This window comes from Rhodococcus sp. ACPA4, assembly GCF_002300185.1.
Lineage (GTDB): Bacteria > Actinomycetota > Actinomycetes > Mycobacteriales > Mycobacteriaceae > Rhodococcus_F > Rhodococcus_F globerula.
This window is the reverse complement of the sequence record NZ_NSDY01000001.1, coordinates 1,904,669-1,918,987: the sequence shown is the minus strand read 5'-3', so window position 1 is coordinate 1,918,987 and position 14,319 is coordinate 1,904,669. Positions and strand designations below refer to the sequence as shown.

Genomic DNA, 14,319 nt, shown 5'->3' with positions numbered 1-14,319 from the left:
CGACATGGTCCGATTCTAGATGGTCTGGTTCCAGGTCGAGTGATACGAGTGACACTTCCCGTTGCCCGCTGCGCCATACTGGAGTGATGTGGAACCTGGTGCAGCGATGACTCCGGTGGTGGTGGGGATCCCCACTGTCCGGAGCAGTTCTGTCCGTGGCAATCCCGCGTCGATGACGGGCCGGCCTGACACCGACGTATTGATCGACAAGTTCGGGCGCGTTGCCCGTGACTTGCGAATCTCGATCACCGAAAAGTGTTCACTGCGTTGTACATATTGCATGCCCGAGGAAGGCCTGCCGGTCATTCCCGCTGAAGATCTGTTGTCCACCGAAGAGATTGTTCGCGTTGTAGGTATCGGAGTCGATCGTCTCGGCATTCGAGAAGTTCGTTTTACCGGCGGCGAACCGTTGATGCGCAAAGATCTCGAGAAGATTATCTCCGGCTGTGCTGAGCGTGTTCCCGGAATTCCTTTGGCAATGACTACTAATGCCGTCGGATTGGAACACCGCGCGCAGCAATTAGCGGCAGCCGGATTGACCCGCGTCAATGTCTCTTTGGATTCAGTGGATCGCGCGCATTTTGCAGAACTGACGCGCCGCGACAGACTGCCGTCGGTGTTAGCGGGAATTCACGCTGCGGCGCGAGTAGGTCTGGCTCCACTGAAAGTGAACGCCGTTCTTATGCGTGAGACGTTGAGCGGGGCGGCGGAGCTTCTCCACTGGTGCGTGGACGCCGGCGTGGAATTGCGATTCATCGAGCAGATGCCCCTCGACGCCGATCACACGTGGGCGCGAGAGAACATGGTGACCGCCGAGGAACTTCTCACCGTATTGGGCACTCGATTCACTTTGACCGCGATCGGGCGTGACGACCCCAGTGCGCCGGCCGAGGAATGGAAAATCGACGGCGGTCCGGCGACGGTGGGAATTATCGCTTCGGTGACTCGATCTTTTTGCGCCGACTGCGATCGGACACGTATGACAGCCGAGGGAACTATTCGGTCATGTCTGTTCAGCGATCGTGAAGTGGACCTGCGAGCAGCACTGCGTTCAGGCGGCGGTGACGATGAGATCGCTGATCTGTGGCGGGGCGCAATGTGGAACAAGTGGGCAGGTCATGGGATTGCGGCAGAAGGCTTTGTGCCGCCGGAGAGAAGTATGGGTGCAATCGGTGGCTGATTCGGAATCGATGTCGGTTCGATACTTCGCTGCAGCCGCAGACGCGTCGGGGTGTCGTAGCGAGACACTCGCGCTGCCGCATTCAAGCACGCTCGCTGATCTTGTTGCTGTTCTGTCTGACAAATACGGCCCCGACATGAAGCGCGTTTTGTCCGTTTCTGCGTATCTCGTCGGCGAGGAATTGACGCGTGATACCGGTCGCGTCGCGGGGCCTGCGGTAGACATTTTGCCGCCTTTCGCGGGCGGCTAGAGCTGTCGATCAAAATAAACCTCAAAATTCTTTTGCGGTTTACTGTCGCTGACAGGTACCGACCTAAATGATGAGATCGGATGTCCCAAGAGGCCCGGTATGACGTGTTGATCCGATTTGCGACGCAGCTTCGTTGTGCTGGTCAGCGCATTTTACCTCGGTGTTTGACTGACATTTGATTGTCGTTCTGATTAGTCGGAATTGTCTGACTGAACTCATACTTTTGGGGGATGTAACATTTTTGGTATCCAGGTAGATGCGTCATTCACATGAATGACAAGGGATTTTCCGAGTCAGAATTTTCGCCAAATTCATGTGTTACCTTTTGTCGTAATTCCCCCCGTGAATGGTGAAAGGTACTTACATGTCCCGCAATTCCACACGTCGTCTCGGTTTCGCTTTTGCTCTCGTCGGCGCAGCAGCGCTGACGGCTCCGGCACTTGCCGGAGCGACCACCGGCTCACTCGGTTCTTCCGATGCCCCTGCCGCAGGCTTCACCTGCTCGGCACTGTCGACCGAGACAACCCCCAATGGCTGGGGCATTCCGTTCGACGACGAGAAGAACCAGCTTGCCTTCTACTCGGACACCAACATCGTCGATGACGATGGTTCGCTGAAGCTGGAGATCGTCAAGGCCACCCCTGACAACCGTTCGGCGTGGTACCACTCCGCAGGCTCGATCCCGCTCGCCGATGCGGCCAAGAGTGAGATCGGTTTCGCGGAGAAGGCCGCCGCTTCGCAGACTTCGTTCCAGTTGCGTCTGACCGGCACTACCAACTCGGCAGAGGGCGAGAACGGATTCGCGACGCTGTATTGGGTAGCAAACGGAAACGACTCCGTTGACACCGCCACCGGTGGAACGCACACCAATATCCAGAACGGCAAGTGGATCAGCACCCGCGATATCGTGGGTGCACCCAAGAACGTTCCGTCCGATCTTGACGACATCATCGCAGGCAACCCCGACGCCACGATTGAGCACTACGGCGTAAGCATCGGCCGCGGGGACATCGGCACCACCACGAACGTCGACGCCGTGAAGTTCAACGGTTGCACCACGAACTTCGCGCTGAAGGACGAGCCTGCCAGCCCGTTCGGCAGCCTGGGCAACATCTTCGGCAGCCTCTCGGCCAGCTGATAACAGCAGAACGAAGCACGGCGCCCACCTTCCTCTCGGAAGGTGGGCGCCGCGTGCATGTAGGTGGGGCCTGGCCGGCTAGTGCCACCAGGTGTCGAGCGGGGTAACCGGAACGGTCCGCTTGTGACGGGTGTTCAAGTACATCTTCTCGAGTTTGTCGGATACCTCCGTGGAGACGTCCTTGCCTTCGAGGTAGTCGTCGATCTGGGCGTAGGTGAGTCCAAGCGCCACCTCGTCGGGGAGGGCGGGGCGGTCGTCTTCGAGGTCTGCGGTGGGCACTTTGCGCCACGTGCTCTCGGGCGCGCCCAGTTCCTGCAACAGTGCGGCGCCCTGCCTCTTGCTCAGGCCGGTCAGCGGTGTGATGTCGACTCCGCCGTCGCCGAACTTGGTGAAGAATCCCGTGATGGCCTCGGCAGCGTGATCGGTGCCGATCACGATGTACCCCAATTGGCCGGCGATGGCGTACTGGATCATCATGCGCTCCCGAGCTTTGATGTTGCCGCGCACGAAGTCTCGCAGTTCACCGTCGCCTAGGGCCTCGGAAGCTTCACGGGCTGTGGCGTCGGCTCCGGGCTTGACGTTGACGGTCAGGCTGCGGTCGGGCTTGATGAAACCGAGCGCGATCTGCGCGTCGGACTCGTCGGCCTGCTCGCCGTACGGCAATCGAACGGCAACGAACTCGGCGTCGTGGCCCTCCTCACGCAGTTCTGTCACCGCGCGCTGAGCGAGCGCACCGGTCAGTGTGCTGTCCTGCCCGCCGCTGATGCCCAGCACGTATCCCTTGGCAGGAGTGGACAGCAGATAGTCCTTCAGGAACTGAACCCGGGTGCGGACTTCGGCCGCCGGCTCGATGGACGGCTTCGCGCCTAGTTCGTCGATGATGCTCTCGCGCAATGTGGCCATGAGGGAACTTTAGCGACCGGTATCGTCTCGCGCATGAGTGCGAAGAAAGTTCTGGTGGTCAGCGCAACCAAGGCGGAGGCGGCGTACGTTCCGCAGGAGTTCGAGTTGGTGATCACCGGTATCGGAAAGGTCAGTGCGGCAACGGCAGTCGCGTCGGCGCTGGCACGGTTTCTTCCCGGAGAGTTGCCGTTGGTCGTCAATATCGGCACTGCAGGCGCGCTGCACGTGCATCACGGCGGGTTGTTCGTGCCGGGTGTCGTGATCAATCACGACATCAGCAGTGCGGCGATCAGATCGTTCGGCCACGAGGTTGTGGATCGACTGGCCTTAGTCGACGGCGACGATTCGGTTCTGGCCACCGGCGACGCGTTTGTCTCCGACGCGGCCGTCCGGGATGCGCTCGCGCAGCGGGCCGATCTGGTGGACATGGAAGGTTTTGCGGTCGCCTACGCGGCGCGGGCCGCCGGTGCTCGGTGCCGGTTGGTCAAGCATGTGAGCGATCAGGCTGACGATTCCGCTCTGGACTGGCCGGCCCAAATCGATGCCAGCGCCCGCGAATTGGGGCGCTGGCTGGCCGAGAACGTCTGAGTCGGACTCGTTCGATCAAGCCTGGGCTGTCAGGATCAAGCCGTTGCCGTCGGGCTTGCGGAGCGTCATGGTTCCGGCGTCGACGGCGACGGTGACCTCACCGTCGAGCACTGTCAGGACGTGCCGTTCGATGTCGGCAACTTCTGGCTCGCACGCCATCCTCGTGGTTCCCATCGGGGCGAAGGTGATGGTGGTGTCGGTGACCGTTGCCGAGCCCATCATGCGGTTGCATCCGGTGCTGCCGGTAACCGATCCGTCGGCGGCGATCGTGAGTTCCGGCGCCGAGGTTTCGAGTGCCAGGCTGGATGTGACGGCGTCGGGAGTGATGAGCGACGTCACGGTCCAGGCAGTGCCCTGAACAGGACGGTCCGGGTCGACGACCTTCTTGTCGGCCAGCGTGACGGTGATCGTGTCGGTGGTGAGCGTGAGCGTGTCACCGGACAGTGTCCAGGACGGCTGCGCGGAAAGGAGCGTTGTCACCCAAGCATCGGATTCCATGACGGTGGGCTCACACGCCATCATCGTCGAGGCCATCGTGTCGGTGGCGATCTTGCCGTCCGTGAATTCGACTGCGCCGCTCGCTGTATTGCAGCCGGCAGTCGCCGCCACCAGGCCGGGCGTCGTGAAGTCGAGGGACAGCGGGCCGCCGCCGGGAATCGGGGTTCCGTCCACCTGGGTGGAGATGAATACCCGCCCTGCGGGATCGGCGACCGAGTCCGGTGTTTCCGAGTTGCTGGAACAGCCGCTGACGGCTGCGATGGCGAGGAGGCCGAGGACGGCGGCTGCGATGCGCATTGGCTCAGACTAGGCGCTGGAATGTGTTCGAGGTCTTCAACATCGAGTAACGCGCCGGGCAAGATTTTCCCAACCGTCAGCGAGTCTTTCCGTCGTCATCCCGAGGTCGCGAACCTGGTACAGAACCAACGACGCTTCGAGTGGCGCCAATAGTGCCGAGGCGAGAAGTTCCAGATCGCCCTCGACGCCGGCCGTGCGGAGCAAACTGATCACGTGCGCGATGCTCAGCGAGCGGGCCGGGCCACCGAAGCGAAACTCCGGCGCGTTCTCGGCAGCGCGGAGAACGTCGCCCTGGACCTCGACCATGGCGATGCGGGCGCGACCGAAGGCGACCAGTCGGTCTATCGGCGGCGCGCCAGGCCCCAGTGGCGGCGGACCGAACATGAAGGCGTGCTGCAACTCTCGCTCGGTGTGGTCCAGGAGTGCTTGCATCAATCCAGCACGACTGCCGAAGCGGCGAAAGACTGTGCCCTTGCCCACACCTGCGCGGCACGCGACGGCGTCCATGGTGACGGCGTCGACTCCGCGTTCGGCCACGAGCAACGCTGCGGCGTCGAGCAGAAGTGCCCGGTTACGTGCGGCGTCGCCGCGCTCGGCCGGTTGCGCGCCGATCTGGGGTAGGGGGATTGCGCTCACCCGGTCGAGGTTACATGGCTGCGGAATATAAGTGGACCGTGGTCCGTTTAGGGGGTATAACTTTCAACCAGAGCCGCCCACCGCACCAATCTCGAAGGAATCACCCAATGTCACAGAGCAATGTTCTCGTTCTCGTCGGAAGCCTGCGCGCCGGATCCGTCAACCGTCAGCTCGCCGAGACTGCAGTGTCCGCTGCGCCGGAGGGTGCTGCCCTGACGATCTTCGAAGGCCTCGCCGACGTTCCCTTCTACAACGAAGACCTCGACGTCGAAGGTGCATCGATCCCCGCAGTCGACGCCCTGCGGGCCGCAGCCGGCAATGCCGACGCCTTCCTGCTCGTCACCCCCGAGTACAACGGCACCATCCCCGCTGTCCTCAAGAACGCCATCGACTGGATCTCGCGTCCCTACGGCGCGGGTGCTGTCTCCGGCAAGCCGGTTGCAGTCATCAGCGCATCGCCCAGCGGCAACGGTGCGAAGTGGGCCAACGACGACACGGTCAAGGCTGTCGGCATCGCCGGCGGCAACGTGCTCAGCGATTCCGCTCTTGCTGTCGCCAGCACGTTCGACAAGTTCGGCACCTCGCACGCACGCGAGAACGCTGAGGTTGTCGCACAGGTGTCCAAGGTTGTCGCAGACCTGGTCGACGCCACGAAGACGCTCGTCAACGCATAATCTGTACCAGTTCTCGAACGAGGGTCACGCCGGACAGGCGTGACCCTCGTTTCATGTCAGCCGGGGTCGGCCGCGCTACAGGCCTTCGCGTTCCATGGCGGCGTCGACGGCATCACGAACGGACTCGAAGTCCTTGCCCGCCATCATTGCTGCGCCCATTGCCTCGTCGATGCGCTCCGCGACGAGAGCATAGCGACGTTCCCAGTTCTCCTTGTCGGCGCGCCAGTAACCCATGGTGTGCATGGCGGTCGCGGGGATCTTGAGCGTGTGACGCAGGTAGGCGCGAACCTTGCGCGCTGCTGCGGCCTCGAGTGCGCACCAGACGTATCCGGTGCCGGGAGGTAGGGGAACGGCGGCCAACTCGGTGAGAAGGGAGTCGGCGTCACCGATCCATCGGATGTCGGCGTCGGCTGCGGTCGTGAAGCTCTGCTGCTCGCTCGGATCGGGAATCTGCGCGATCACCTGTACGGAAATCCCGGCCGGCAGGCTCTCGAGAATTCGGCCGACTGCGGGGAGTGCGGCGTGGTCGGCGAGCAACGTCAGCCACTCGATGTTCTCGGGCGGGCGGAACCATCCGTTGGCGCTCGACAGGTGCACTGTGTCGCCGGGGATAGCCGTCTCGGCCCAGCGCGCCGCCCCGCCGTGTCCGTGCAGAACGAAGTCGATATCGAGCTCGCCGGTGTCCGCGCTCCAGCGGCGCACTGTGTAACTACGCGCGTGTGGGGGCTCGAGTGGGAACCGGACAAGCACCCGTTCGTCGGGTAGGTCACTTGATGCGAAGTCGGCCAGGCCGGCACCGCCGAAGGTGATTCTGCGCATCCCTGGCGTTATCTGCGTTGCCTCGAGAACAGTTGCCAGGTGGCGTGGGGCTTCGTCGCTGGGGAGGTCGATCGGGGCTGATTCCACGTCGCTCATGGTAGAGCTGCGGGGTGTTCCGAGACCCGGTCGAGTAGGCGGCGCACATGTGAGCGCCGACACGCCGACACGGCGTGGAATTGGCGCGGAGTTATGGGTGCTGAGCTGGGTCGACCTGGGAATTTCATCTATGTGACTCACAACATCTTCGGTTATGTGATTCTGTCGGCCACTAGGTGTAGTGTCTTGAGCACTGAGAGACCACAACGCGGAACGCCTTGAGCGAAGCTCCGGCAATCGGTCGAATCGGTGCTGAACATCACTACATCGGCCTTTGTTGGCTAAGCGAAAGAGGGACTCTCATGAGCATCACCGTCTACACCAAGCCCGCTTGCGTTCAGTGCAATGCCACCTACCGCGCCCTCGACAAGGCCGGTCTCGAATACGACATCATCGACATCACCGAGGATGCCGAGGCACGTGACTACGTCATGGCGCTCGGATACCTCCAGGCACCCGTCGTGGTTGCCGGTGAAGATCACTGGTCGGGTTTCCGTCCCGATCGCATCAAGACGCTGGCCGTCGCTGCTTGAAGCGCGGCTGCGCCGGTGGCCGACGACGCTGTCGGCCCTGTAGTTGAAAGTGTTGAATAGTCGAAAGTTCCGGGCACCGCATGAGGAAATGGTGACAACCGATGACTTCGCTGGTTTATTTCTCCAGCGTGTCGGAGAACACCCACCGATTCGTTCAACGTCTCGGGCTGCCTGCGACACGCATACCCATCCATGACCGTGACGGCTCATTTCTCGTCGACGAGCCCTATGTACTGATCCTGCCGACTTACGGCGGCGGGGCAACAGTGACAGGCCGCGACACCAGCTATGTGCCCAAGCCGGTCATTCGTTTTTTGAACAATCCACACAACAGGTCGTTGATCAGAGCTGTGATCGCGGCAGGAAACACCAATTTCGGTGAATCCTTTTGTTACGCAGGAAACATCATTTCCCAGAAATGCCACGTTCCTTTTCTGTACCGCTTCGAACTCATGGGCACTGCCGAGGACGTCGAACGGGTACGAGAAGGCTTGGGGGAGTTCTGGAATCATCTCGAAGCAGAGAAGGAGAACGGGCAGTGGCGCCAACCATCACTGACACGATCGCGGCTGGAAGCGTAGAACGTGACGCACGCGGCGGTGATTCCACCAACGGTCTCGACTACCACGCACTCAATGCCATGCTCAACCTGTACGGCGCAAACGGCGAGATCCAGTTCGAGATGGATGTCGCGGCGGCCCGTCAGTACTTCCTGCAGCACGTCAACCAGAACACGGTGTTCTTCCACAATCTCGACGAGAAGCTCGACTACCTCGTCGAGGAAAACTACTACGAGCCTGAGGTTCTCGATCAGTACTCACGTACGTTCGTGAAGTTCCTGATCGATCACGCGTACTCCAAGAAGTTCCGCTTCCCGACGTTCCTGGGCGCGTTCAAGTACTACACGTCCTACACGCTCAAGACGTTCGACGGAAAGCGCTACCTCGAGCGTTTCGAAGACCGCGTGTGCATGGTGGCCCTGACGTTGGCTGCCGGCAACGAAGATCTGGCCGTCGAACTTGTCGACGAGATCATTGCCGGTCGCTTCCAGCCCGCAACCCCCACATTCCTCAACTCCGGCAAGAAGCAGCGCGGCGAGCCCGTTTCCTGCTTCCTCCTGCGCATCGAAGACAACATGGAGTCCATCGGGCGCTCCATCAACTCGGCTCTGCAGCTCTCCAAGCGTGGCGGCGGAGTTGCGTTGCTGCTCACCAACATTCGTGAGCACGGTGCGCCGATCAAGAAGATCGAGAACCAGAGCTCGGGTGTCATCCCGATCATGAAGCTCCTCGAGGACTCGTTCTCGTACGCAAACCAGCTCGGAGCGCGTCAGGGTGCCGGTGCCGTCTACCTGCACGCACACCACCCCGACATCTACCGCTTCCTCGACACCAAGCGTGAAAACGCCGACGAGAAGATCCGCATCAAGACGCTGTCGCTCGGCATCGTGATCCCGGACATCACGTTCGAGCTGGCGAAGAAGAACGAGGACATGTACCTGTTCTCGCCGTACGACGTCGAGCGCATCTACGGCGTTCCGTTCTCCGACATCAACGTCTCCGAGAAGTACTACGAGATGGTCGACGACAAGCGTATTCGCAAGTCCAAGATCAAGGCTCGCGAATTCTTCCAGACCGTCGCAGAGCTGCAGTTCGAATCGGGCTACCCGTACATCATGTTCGAGGACACGGTGAACAAGGCCAACCCCATCGAAGGCAAGATCACGCACTCGAACCTGTGCTCGGAGATCCTGCAGGTCTCCACGCCGTCCGAGTTCAACGAGGACCTGACCTACAGCCACGTCGGCAAGGACATCTCCTGCAACCTCGGTTCGCTGAACATCGCGAAGACCATGGACTCGCCCGACTTCGCCAAGACCATCGAGGTCGCGATCCGCGGCTTGACCGCGGTGTCGGATCAGACGCACATCTACTCCGTGCCGTCGATCGAGCAGGGCAACAACGACTCTCACGCCATCGGCCTCGGCCAGATGAACCTGCACGGCTACCTTGCTCGTGAGCGAATCTTCTACGGCAGCGAAGAAGGCATCGACTTCACGAACATCTACTTCTACACCGTGTTGTTCCACGCTCTGCGGGCATCGAACCGGATCTCCATCGAACGCGGTTCCTACTTCAAGGGCTTCCCGCAGTCGAAGTACGCGTCGGGTGAATTCTTCGACAAGTACACCGACCAGGTGTGGGAGCCGGCCACGGAGAAGGTTCGTGGACTGTTCGCCGCCGCCGACCTTCACATTCCGACGCAGGACGACTGGCGTGAGCTGAAGGCGTCGGTGCAGAAGCACGGCATCTACAACCAGAACCTGCAGGCCGTGCCGCCCACCGGTTCGATCTCGTACATCAACTACTCCACCAGTTCCATCCACCCGGTGGCATCGAAGATCGAGATCCGCAAGGAAGGCAAGATCGGTCGCGTCTACTACCCGGCGCCCTACCTGACCAACGACAACCTGGAGTACTACCAGGATGCCTACGAGATCGGGTACGAGAAGATCGTCGACACCTACGCTGCCGCAACGCAGCACGTCGACCAGGGCCTGTCCCTGACCTTGTTCTTCAAGGACACCGCCACCACCCGCGACATCAACAAGGCGCAGATCTACGCATGGCGTAAGGGCATCAAGACGCTCTACTACATCCGTCTGCGTCAGCTGGCACTCGAAGGCACCGAGGTCGAGGGCTGCGTTTCCTGCATGCTGTAAAGGGCTCCGCCCCCGTGCGCCTTTTTGGTAGTAACCACTACCGGAAAGGCGCACGGGGGCATTTTCTCTGCTAGGACGGCGGCCGGCCGGGACCATGCATCTTGCCGGCGTTCTTCGGCATTCGGCCGTGCTCGGTGAGCGCCCGTCGGAGTAGGAATTCGATCTGGGCATTGGTACTTCGGAGGTCGTCGGCGGCCCAGCGGGCAAGAGCGTCGTGCACCGCCGGGTCCAACCGAAGAAGGATCTTCTTCCGCTCTGATCTCGGAGCTGGATCCGTGGCCATGTGGCCTTCCCTTTACTGGTAGAGCGAACCGGTGTTGAGCACCGGTTGTGCGTCGCGGTCACCGCACAGCACGACCAGAAGGTTACTGATCATCGTGGCCTTGCGTTCTTCGTCGAGTTCGACGACGTGCTTTTCCTCTAGCTGCTTGAGGGCCATGTCCACCATCGACACTGCGCCTTCGACGATCTGCGTCCGGGCGGCGATGACAGCGCCCGCCTGTTGGCGGCGCAGCATCGCGCTGGCGATTTCCGGTGCGTAGGAAAGCCGGTTGATGCGGGTCTCGATCACTTCGACCCCTGCCGCCCGCACGCGGGCGTGAACTTCCTCCGACAGCGTCGTTGTAATGATGTCGGCGTTCTCCCGCAACGAGACTCGGCCTTCGGCGTCGTACGGGTAACTGCCGGCGATGTGGCGTACTGCTGCCTCGGTCTGAACCGAGACGAACTCCTCGTAGTCGTCCACCTGGAATGACGCGAGCGCGGTGTCGGCCACCTGCCAGACGACAACGGCCGAGATCTCGATGGGGTTGCCGTCGGCGTCGTTGACCTTGGACTGGCCGGTCTCGTGGTTTCTGATGCGGGTGGAGATGGAACGACGCACGGTCAGCGGGTTTGTCCAGCGCAGTCCAGGGGTGCGCAATGTGCCGCTGTACGAACTTCCCAGGAATTGCAGAACACGCGCCTGGTTCGGCTGCACCAGTGTCAGGCCGATCAGTGCGGGGAGTGACGCGAGGAACAGCACCACTCCGATGGGAATCAGCGCTATGAGTCCGAGGAGCCCTCCGACAACGGCCAGGGCGATTCCGCCGAGGAACAGAATCAATCCGCCGAGGAGCATCCAGCTGCCCGACAGGTCCCAACCTGGGCGTTCGGCGATTGTGGTGGTGGCAACTCCGGTTGGTTTCTCGGCCACGGTGGGCGTGCTGGTCATGTGAGACTCGCTTCCTCATCGGTAAGTGATATTTAATTGATATCACATTTTTCACGTTGGCAGGTGGGCGCGTACGACACATCTTGTTGTGTTGGCGTCTGGAGTCGGACACAACGGGTAGTGTTCAGGCAAGCCAACATTCGGCAGTATCTCTCGCGCTAGGTAGGAATTATGGTCAAGCTGGTCAGTCGCGTTTCCGCAATCAACTGGAATCGCGTCCAGGACGAGAAGGACGCCGAGGTGTGGGACCGCCTCGTCAGTAACTTCTGGCTGCCCGAAAAGGTGCCGGTCTCCAACGACATCCCGTCCTGGGGGACTCTGACCGCGCCTGAGCAGCAGCTCACGATGCGCGTATTCACGGGTCTGACGCTGCTCGACACCATTCAGGGAACCGTCGGCGCCGTCAGCCTCATCCCCGACGCCATCACCCCACACGAAGAAGCGGTGTACACCAACATCGCCTTCATGGAATCGGTGCACGCCAAGAGTTACAGCTCCATCTTCTCGACGCTGTGCTCCACGCCCGACATCGACGACGCCTTCCGCTGGTCGGAGGAAAATCCGAACCTGCAGCGCAAGGCTCAGATCGTTCTCGACTACTACAACGGTGAGTCGCCGCTCAAGCGCAAGGTCGCGTCGACCCTGCTCGAGAGCTTCCTCTTCTACTCGGGCTTCTACCTGCCGATGTACTGGTCCTCGCGGGCCAAGCTCACCAACACGGCCGACCTCATCCGCCTCATCATCCGCGACGAGGCCGTGCACGGTTACTACATCGGCTACAAGTACCAGAAGGGCCTCGAGCAGCTGTCCGAGGCAGAGCGTGAAGAGCTCAAGAACTACACGTTCGAGCTTCTCTTCGAGCTGTACGAGAACGAGGTCGAGTACACCCAGGATCTCTACGACGAGGTCGGACTGACCGAGGACGTCAAGAAGTTCCTGCGTTACAACGCGAACAAGGCGCTCAACAATCTCGGTTACGAAGGACTGTTCCCGAAGGACGAGACGGACGTCAATCCGGCTATCCTGTCGGCACTTTCACCCAACGCCGACGAGAATCACGACTTCTTCTCCGGCTCGGGTAGCTCCTACGTCATCGGCAAGGCCATCAACACCGAAGACGACGACTGGGACTTCTAGAGCGACGCGCTCAGGATTTCCAGCCCCTGACAACTGAGCCCGATTCCTGCACACGCGGGAATCGGGCTTTTGTTGCCGGTAGGGGAGGGCTAGCTCGCCGAGAACCAGGCTTCTGCCTTGTCCTGCAACGCTTTTTCCAGACGCAGGCGCGACGTGTCGGTCAGATCCGAGGGCAAGTTGTCGGGCGCGAACCACGCAACCTCGAGATTCTCGTCGTCCGCGACATGCGCGTCGCCGCCCGTCCAGCGGGCCAGGAAACAAACGTCGAGATACTGCGTGATATCCCCATTGGGGTACGTAATAGGTTCTGTCACATCAACACTCGTGATGCGAACCAACTCCGCGTCGACGCCCGTCTCTTCCTTGGCTTCGCGAACGGCAGCCGACGCCGGCTCCTCGCCGGGCTCGAGAACGCCGGACACCACTGCCCACAATCCGTTGTCGGCGCGGCGGGTGAGGAGCACGCGGCCCTCGTCGTCGCGAATCACGACACTGACTCCGGACAGCCACAGTGGCGCGTGACCGATTTTTTCGCGTAACTCGACGATGAACTCAGGGATCGGCATCGCGTCAGCTCGCGTAACCGTTGAGCGTGTGCTGGAGATCGTCGAGAACGGCGCGCGCGGCAGTCATACCGTTGCCGTTCCAGATCTCGTCCTCAGCGACGAAGACGCGGTTCCCGGAGGGCGCTCCCAGATCGTGCCACTGGTCGCTCTTCATCACCTCGGTTCCGAACTTCAGCCCGTTCGGACCGTCGAACAGCACGTAGATCAGATCACCTTCGGCAGCGCTGAGATCGTCGGCGGGAACCTCGGCGGTCACGGTGTCGGTGAGTCGTTGTGCTGGGGGCCGGCGCACCCCGACATCGCTCAGAATCTGACCCGAGAACGAGGCGGGGCCCTCGATGTTCAGCGAGTCCGAATCGAACCGCACCACAGATGCCTGAGTCTGCGCCGAATTGAGCGACTCGCCCAGTTCCCGAGCGTCCCGTTGGTAACCGTCCAGAGCGGCTGCTGCTGCGGCGGACCGTCCGAGGGCCTGGCCGGCCAGAGCGAACTGCGACTTCCAATAGACGGGATCGGAACCGGCAAACACTGTCGGGGCGATGCCGGTCAGTTGCCCGTACAAGTCCGCCGACGCCGGACTCGATCCGAGAATCAGATCCGGTGCTGCTGCCTTGATCGCAGCGACATCGGGCGCGCTGACCGGGCCGACGCTCGGAATCTCCGAAATGCCGAAACCGAGGTACGACGGCTGAGGTGAATCCACGCCCGTCGCGGCGCCCACCACACGTTCCCACAATCCCAATGCACACACCGCGTCCATCGACGCACTGTCGAGCACAACGATGCGCGCAGGATCCGAGGGAACCTCGGCCGTGCCGGCCGTGTGCGCGACCTGTCGCGTCACCGTGGGTCCGGCGCCGGCGTCGGCCGCTGTCGGGGTGGGGCACGCGCTCGCCGTATCGCGCGCGAGCCCCATGACACCGGCTCCGGCGATGGACGTCGTGGTCCGCACGATGCTGCTGGCGATGTCGTCGGAGGTGTCCGACGAACAACCACTCAATACAAGGAGTGTGGCTGCGATGCCGAGTATCGAGACGCGGCGAACGGTAATGCGGGAGAGAACGGTCAA

17 protein-coding genes are annotated in these 14,319 nt (G+C 61.5%); 9 read left to right on the top strand and 8 right to left on the bottom strand.

Features of this window, described 5'->3' with window-relative positions; translation table 11 throughout:
• Positions 1–106 precede the first annotated feature (106 nt).
• The 3 genes from moaA to CJ178_RS08705 all read left to right on the top strand — a co-directional run bounded on the left by moaA (position 107) and on the right by CJ178_RS08705 (position 2,568).
• The gene (gene moaA / locus CJ178_RS08715; protein WP_095886537.1) at positions 107–1,180 is read left to right on the top strand and encodes a GTP 3',8-cyclase MoaA; all 1,074 of its coding nucleotides are present in this window, start codon (positions 107–109) and stop codon (positions 1,178–1,180) included.
• Positions 1,173–1,430, top strand: coding sequence for a MoaD/ThiS family protein (locus tag CJ178_RS08710; protein ID WP_080711593.1), 258 nt, complete (start codon positions 1,173–1,175; stop codon positions 1,428–1,430). The genes moaA and CJ178_RS08710 overlap by 8 nt, the downstream gene beginning before the upstream one ends.
• 364 nt (positions 1,431–1,794) lie before the next feature.
• A complete protein-coding gene (locus tag CJ178_RS08705; protein ID WP_095887900.1) occupies positions 1,795–2,568 on the top strand; it encodes a hypothetical protein in 774 nt (257 codons plus the stop codon).
• Between the two features lie 78 nt (positions 2,569–2,646).
• Here CJ178_RS08705 and nadE read toward each other — a convergent pair whose 3' ends face one another.
• Positions 2,647–3,471 (bottom strand): ammonia-dependent NAD(+) synthetase, encoded by an 825-nt coding sequence (gene nadE, locus CJ178_RS08700; protein ID WP_095886536.1) that lies wholly within the window; start codon positions 3,469–3,471, stop codon positions 2,647–2,649.
• A gap of 33 nt (positions 3,472–3,504) precedes the next feature.
• Between nadE and CJ178_RS08695 the strand changes: the two genes are divergently transcribed.
• Complete coding sequence (locus CJ178_RS08695; protein ID WP_045070428.1) at positions 3,505–4,059, top strand: nucleosidase; 555 nt, start codon at positions 3,505–3,507, stop codon at positions 4,057–4,059.
• A gap of 15 nt (positions 4,060–4,074) precedes the next feature.
• Here CJ178_RS08695 and CJ178_RS08690 read toward each other — a convergent pair whose 3' ends face one another.
• Positions 4,075–4,854, bottom strand: coding sequence for an META domain-containing protein (locus CJ178_RS08690; protein WP_095886535.1), 780 nt, complete (start codon positions 4,852–4,854; stop codon positions 4,075–4,077).
• 36 nt (positions 4,855–4,890) lie between these two features.
• On the bottom strand, positions 4,891–5,490 hold the full coding sequence (locus CJ178_RS08685; protein ID WP_033231103.1) for a TetR/AcrR family transcriptional regulator: 600 nt from the start codon (positions 5,488–5,490) through the stop codon (positions 4,891–4,893).
• Positions 5,491–5,597: 107 nt separating this feature from the next.
• Here CJ178_RS08685 and CJ178_RS08680 point away from each other — a divergent pair, with 107 nt between their 5' ends.
• Complete coding sequence (locus tag CJ178_RS08680) at positions 5,598–6,164, top strand: NAD(P)H-dependent oxidoreductase (RefSeq protein ID WP_033231102.1); 567 nt, start codon at positions 5,598–5,600, stop codon at positions 6,162–6,164.
• Between the two features lie 75 nt (positions 6,165–6,239).
• Here the strand turns inward: CJ178_RS08680 and CJ178_RS08675 are convergent, their stop codons facing one another.
• Positions 6,240–7,079: a siderophore-interacting protein gene (locus CJ178_RS08675; protein WP_095886534.1), complete on the bottom strand. Its 840-nt coding sequence runs from the start codon at positions 7,077–7,079 to the stop codon at positions 6,240–6,242.
• Between the two features lie 302 nt (positions 7,080–7,381).
• Here CJ178_RS08675 and CJ178_RS08670 point away from each other — a divergent pair, with 302 nt between their 5' ends.
• The 3 genes from CJ178_RS08670 to nrdE all read left to right on the top strand — a co-directional run bounded on the left by CJ178_RS08670 (position 7,382) and on the right by nrdE (position 10,334).
• Complete coding sequence (locus CJ178_RS08670; protein WP_033231100.1) at positions 7,382–7,612, top strand: redoxin NrdH; 231 nt, start codon at positions 7,382–7,384, stop codon at positions 7,610–7,612.
• 101 nt (positions 7,613–7,713) lie between these two features.
• The gene (nrdI, locus tag CJ178_RS08665) at positions 7,714–8,193 is read left to right on the top strand and encodes a class Ib ribonucleoside-diphosphate reductase assembly flavoprotein NrdI (protein ID WP_033231099.1); all 480 of its coding nucleotides are present in this window, start codon (positions 7,714–7,716) and stop codon (positions 8,191–8,193) included.
• Entirely contained in the window at positions 8,151–10,334 is a 2,184-nt protein-coding gene (nrdE, locus tag CJ178_RS08660) for a class 1b ribonucleoside-diphosphate reductase subunit alpha (RefSeq protein WP_033231098.1), read from the top strand. The genes nrdI and nrdE overlap by 43 nt, the downstream gene beginning before the upstream one ends.
• 70 nt (positions 10,335–10,404) lie before the next feature.
• Here the strand turns inward: nrdE and CJ178_RS08655 are convergent, their stop codons facing one another.
• Positions 10,405–10,617 (bottom strand): hypothetical protein, encoded by a 213-nt coding sequence (locus tag CJ178_RS08655; RefSeq protein WP_020969285.1) that lies wholly within the window; start codon positions 10,615–10,617, stop codon positions 10,405–10,407.
• A 12-nt stretch (positions 10,618–10,629) separates the two neighbouring features.
• Positions 10,630–11,547 (bottom strand): SPFH domain-containing protein, encoded by a 918-nt coding sequence (locus tag CJ178_RS08650; RefSeq protein WP_033231097.1) that lies wholly within the window; start codon positions 11,545–11,547, stop codon positions 10,630–10,632.
• A 171-nt stretch (positions 11,548–11,718) separates the two neighbouring features.
• On the opposite strand from CJ178_RS08650, the gene nrdF reads away from it, so the two are divergent.
• Positions 11,719–12,684, top strand: a complete 966-nt coding sequence (gene nrdF, locus CJ178_RS08645; protein WP_033231096.1) for a class 1b ribonucleoside-diphosphate reductase subunit beta — start codon at positions 11,719–11,721, stop codon at positions 12,682–12,684.
• Between the two features lie 89 nt (positions 12,685–12,773).
• Here the strand turns inward: nrdF and CJ178_RS08640 are convergent, their stop codons facing one another.
• Together CJ178_RS08640 and CJ178_RS08635 are read right to left on the bottom strand one after the other, a co-directional pair.
• A complete protein-coding gene (locus CJ178_RS08640; RefSeq protein WP_095886533.1) occupies positions 12,774–13,250 on the bottom strand; it encodes an NUDIX hydrolase in 477 nt (158 codons plus the stop codon).
• 4 nt (positions 13,251–13,254) lie between these two features.
• Positions 13,255–14,319 (bottom strand): iron-siderophore ABC transporter substrate-binding protein, encoded by a 1,065-nt coding sequence (locus CJ178_RS08635; protein ID WP_095886532.1) that lies wholly within the window; start codon positions 14,317–14,319, stop codon positions 13,255–13,257.

Excerpts from the sequence above, each read along its gene's own strand:
- nrdF (WP_033231096.1), top strand. The coding sequence starts at position 11,719 with ATGGTCAAGCTGGTCAGTCGCGTTTCCGCAATCAACTGGAATCGCGTC.
- CJ178_RS08690 (WP_095886535.1), bottom strand. The coding sequence starts at position 4,854 with ATGCGCATCGCAGCCGCCGTCCTCGGCCTCCTCGCCATCGCAGCCGTC.
- CJ178_RS08655 (WP_020969285.1), bottom strand. The coding sequence starts at position 10,617 with ATGGCCACGGATCCAGCTCCGAGATCAGAGCGGAAGAAGATCCTTCTT.
- CJ178_RS08650 (WP_033231097.1), bottom strand. The coding sequence starts at position 11,547 with ATGACCAGCACGCCCACCGTGGCCGAGAAACCAACCGGAGTTGCCACC.
- nadE (WP_095886536.1), bottom strand. The coding sequence starts at position 3,471 with ATGGCCACATTGCGCGAGAGCATCATCGACGAACTAGGCGCGAAGCCG.
- CJ178_RS08670 (WP_033231100.1), top strand. The coding sequence starts at position 7,382 with ATGAGCATCACCGTCTACACCAAGCCCGCTTGCGTTCAGTGCAATGCC.
- CJ178_RS08705 (WP_095887900.1), top strand. The coding sequence starts at position 1,795 with ATGTCCCGCAATTCCACACGTCGTCTCGGTTTCGCTTTTGCTCTCGTC.
- nrdI (WP_033231099.1), top strand. The coding sequence starts at position 7,714 with ATGACTTCGCTGGTTTATTTCTCCAGCGTGTCGGAGAACACCCACCGA.
- CJ178_RS08695 (WP_045070428.1), top strand. The coding sequence starts at position 3,505 with ATGAGTGCGAAGAAAGTTCTGGTGGTCAGCGCAACCAAGGCGGAGGCG.
- moaA (WP_095886537.1), top strand. The coding sequence starts at position 107 with ATGACTCCGGTGGTGGTGGGGATCCCCACTGTCCGGAGCAGTTCTGTC.
- CJ178_RS08640 (WP_095886533.1), bottom strand. The coding sequence starts at position 13,250 with ATGCCGATCCCTGAGTTCATCGTCGAGTTACGCGAAAAAATCGGTCAC.
- CJ178_RS08680 (WP_033231102.1), top strand. The coding sequence starts at position 5,598 with ATGTCACAGAGCAATGTTCTCGTTCTCGTCGGAAGCCTGCGCGCCGGA.
- CJ178_RS08675 (WP_095886534.1), bottom strand. The coding sequence starts at position 7,079 with ATGAGCGACGTGGAATCAGCCCCGATCGACCTCCCCAGCGACGAAGCC.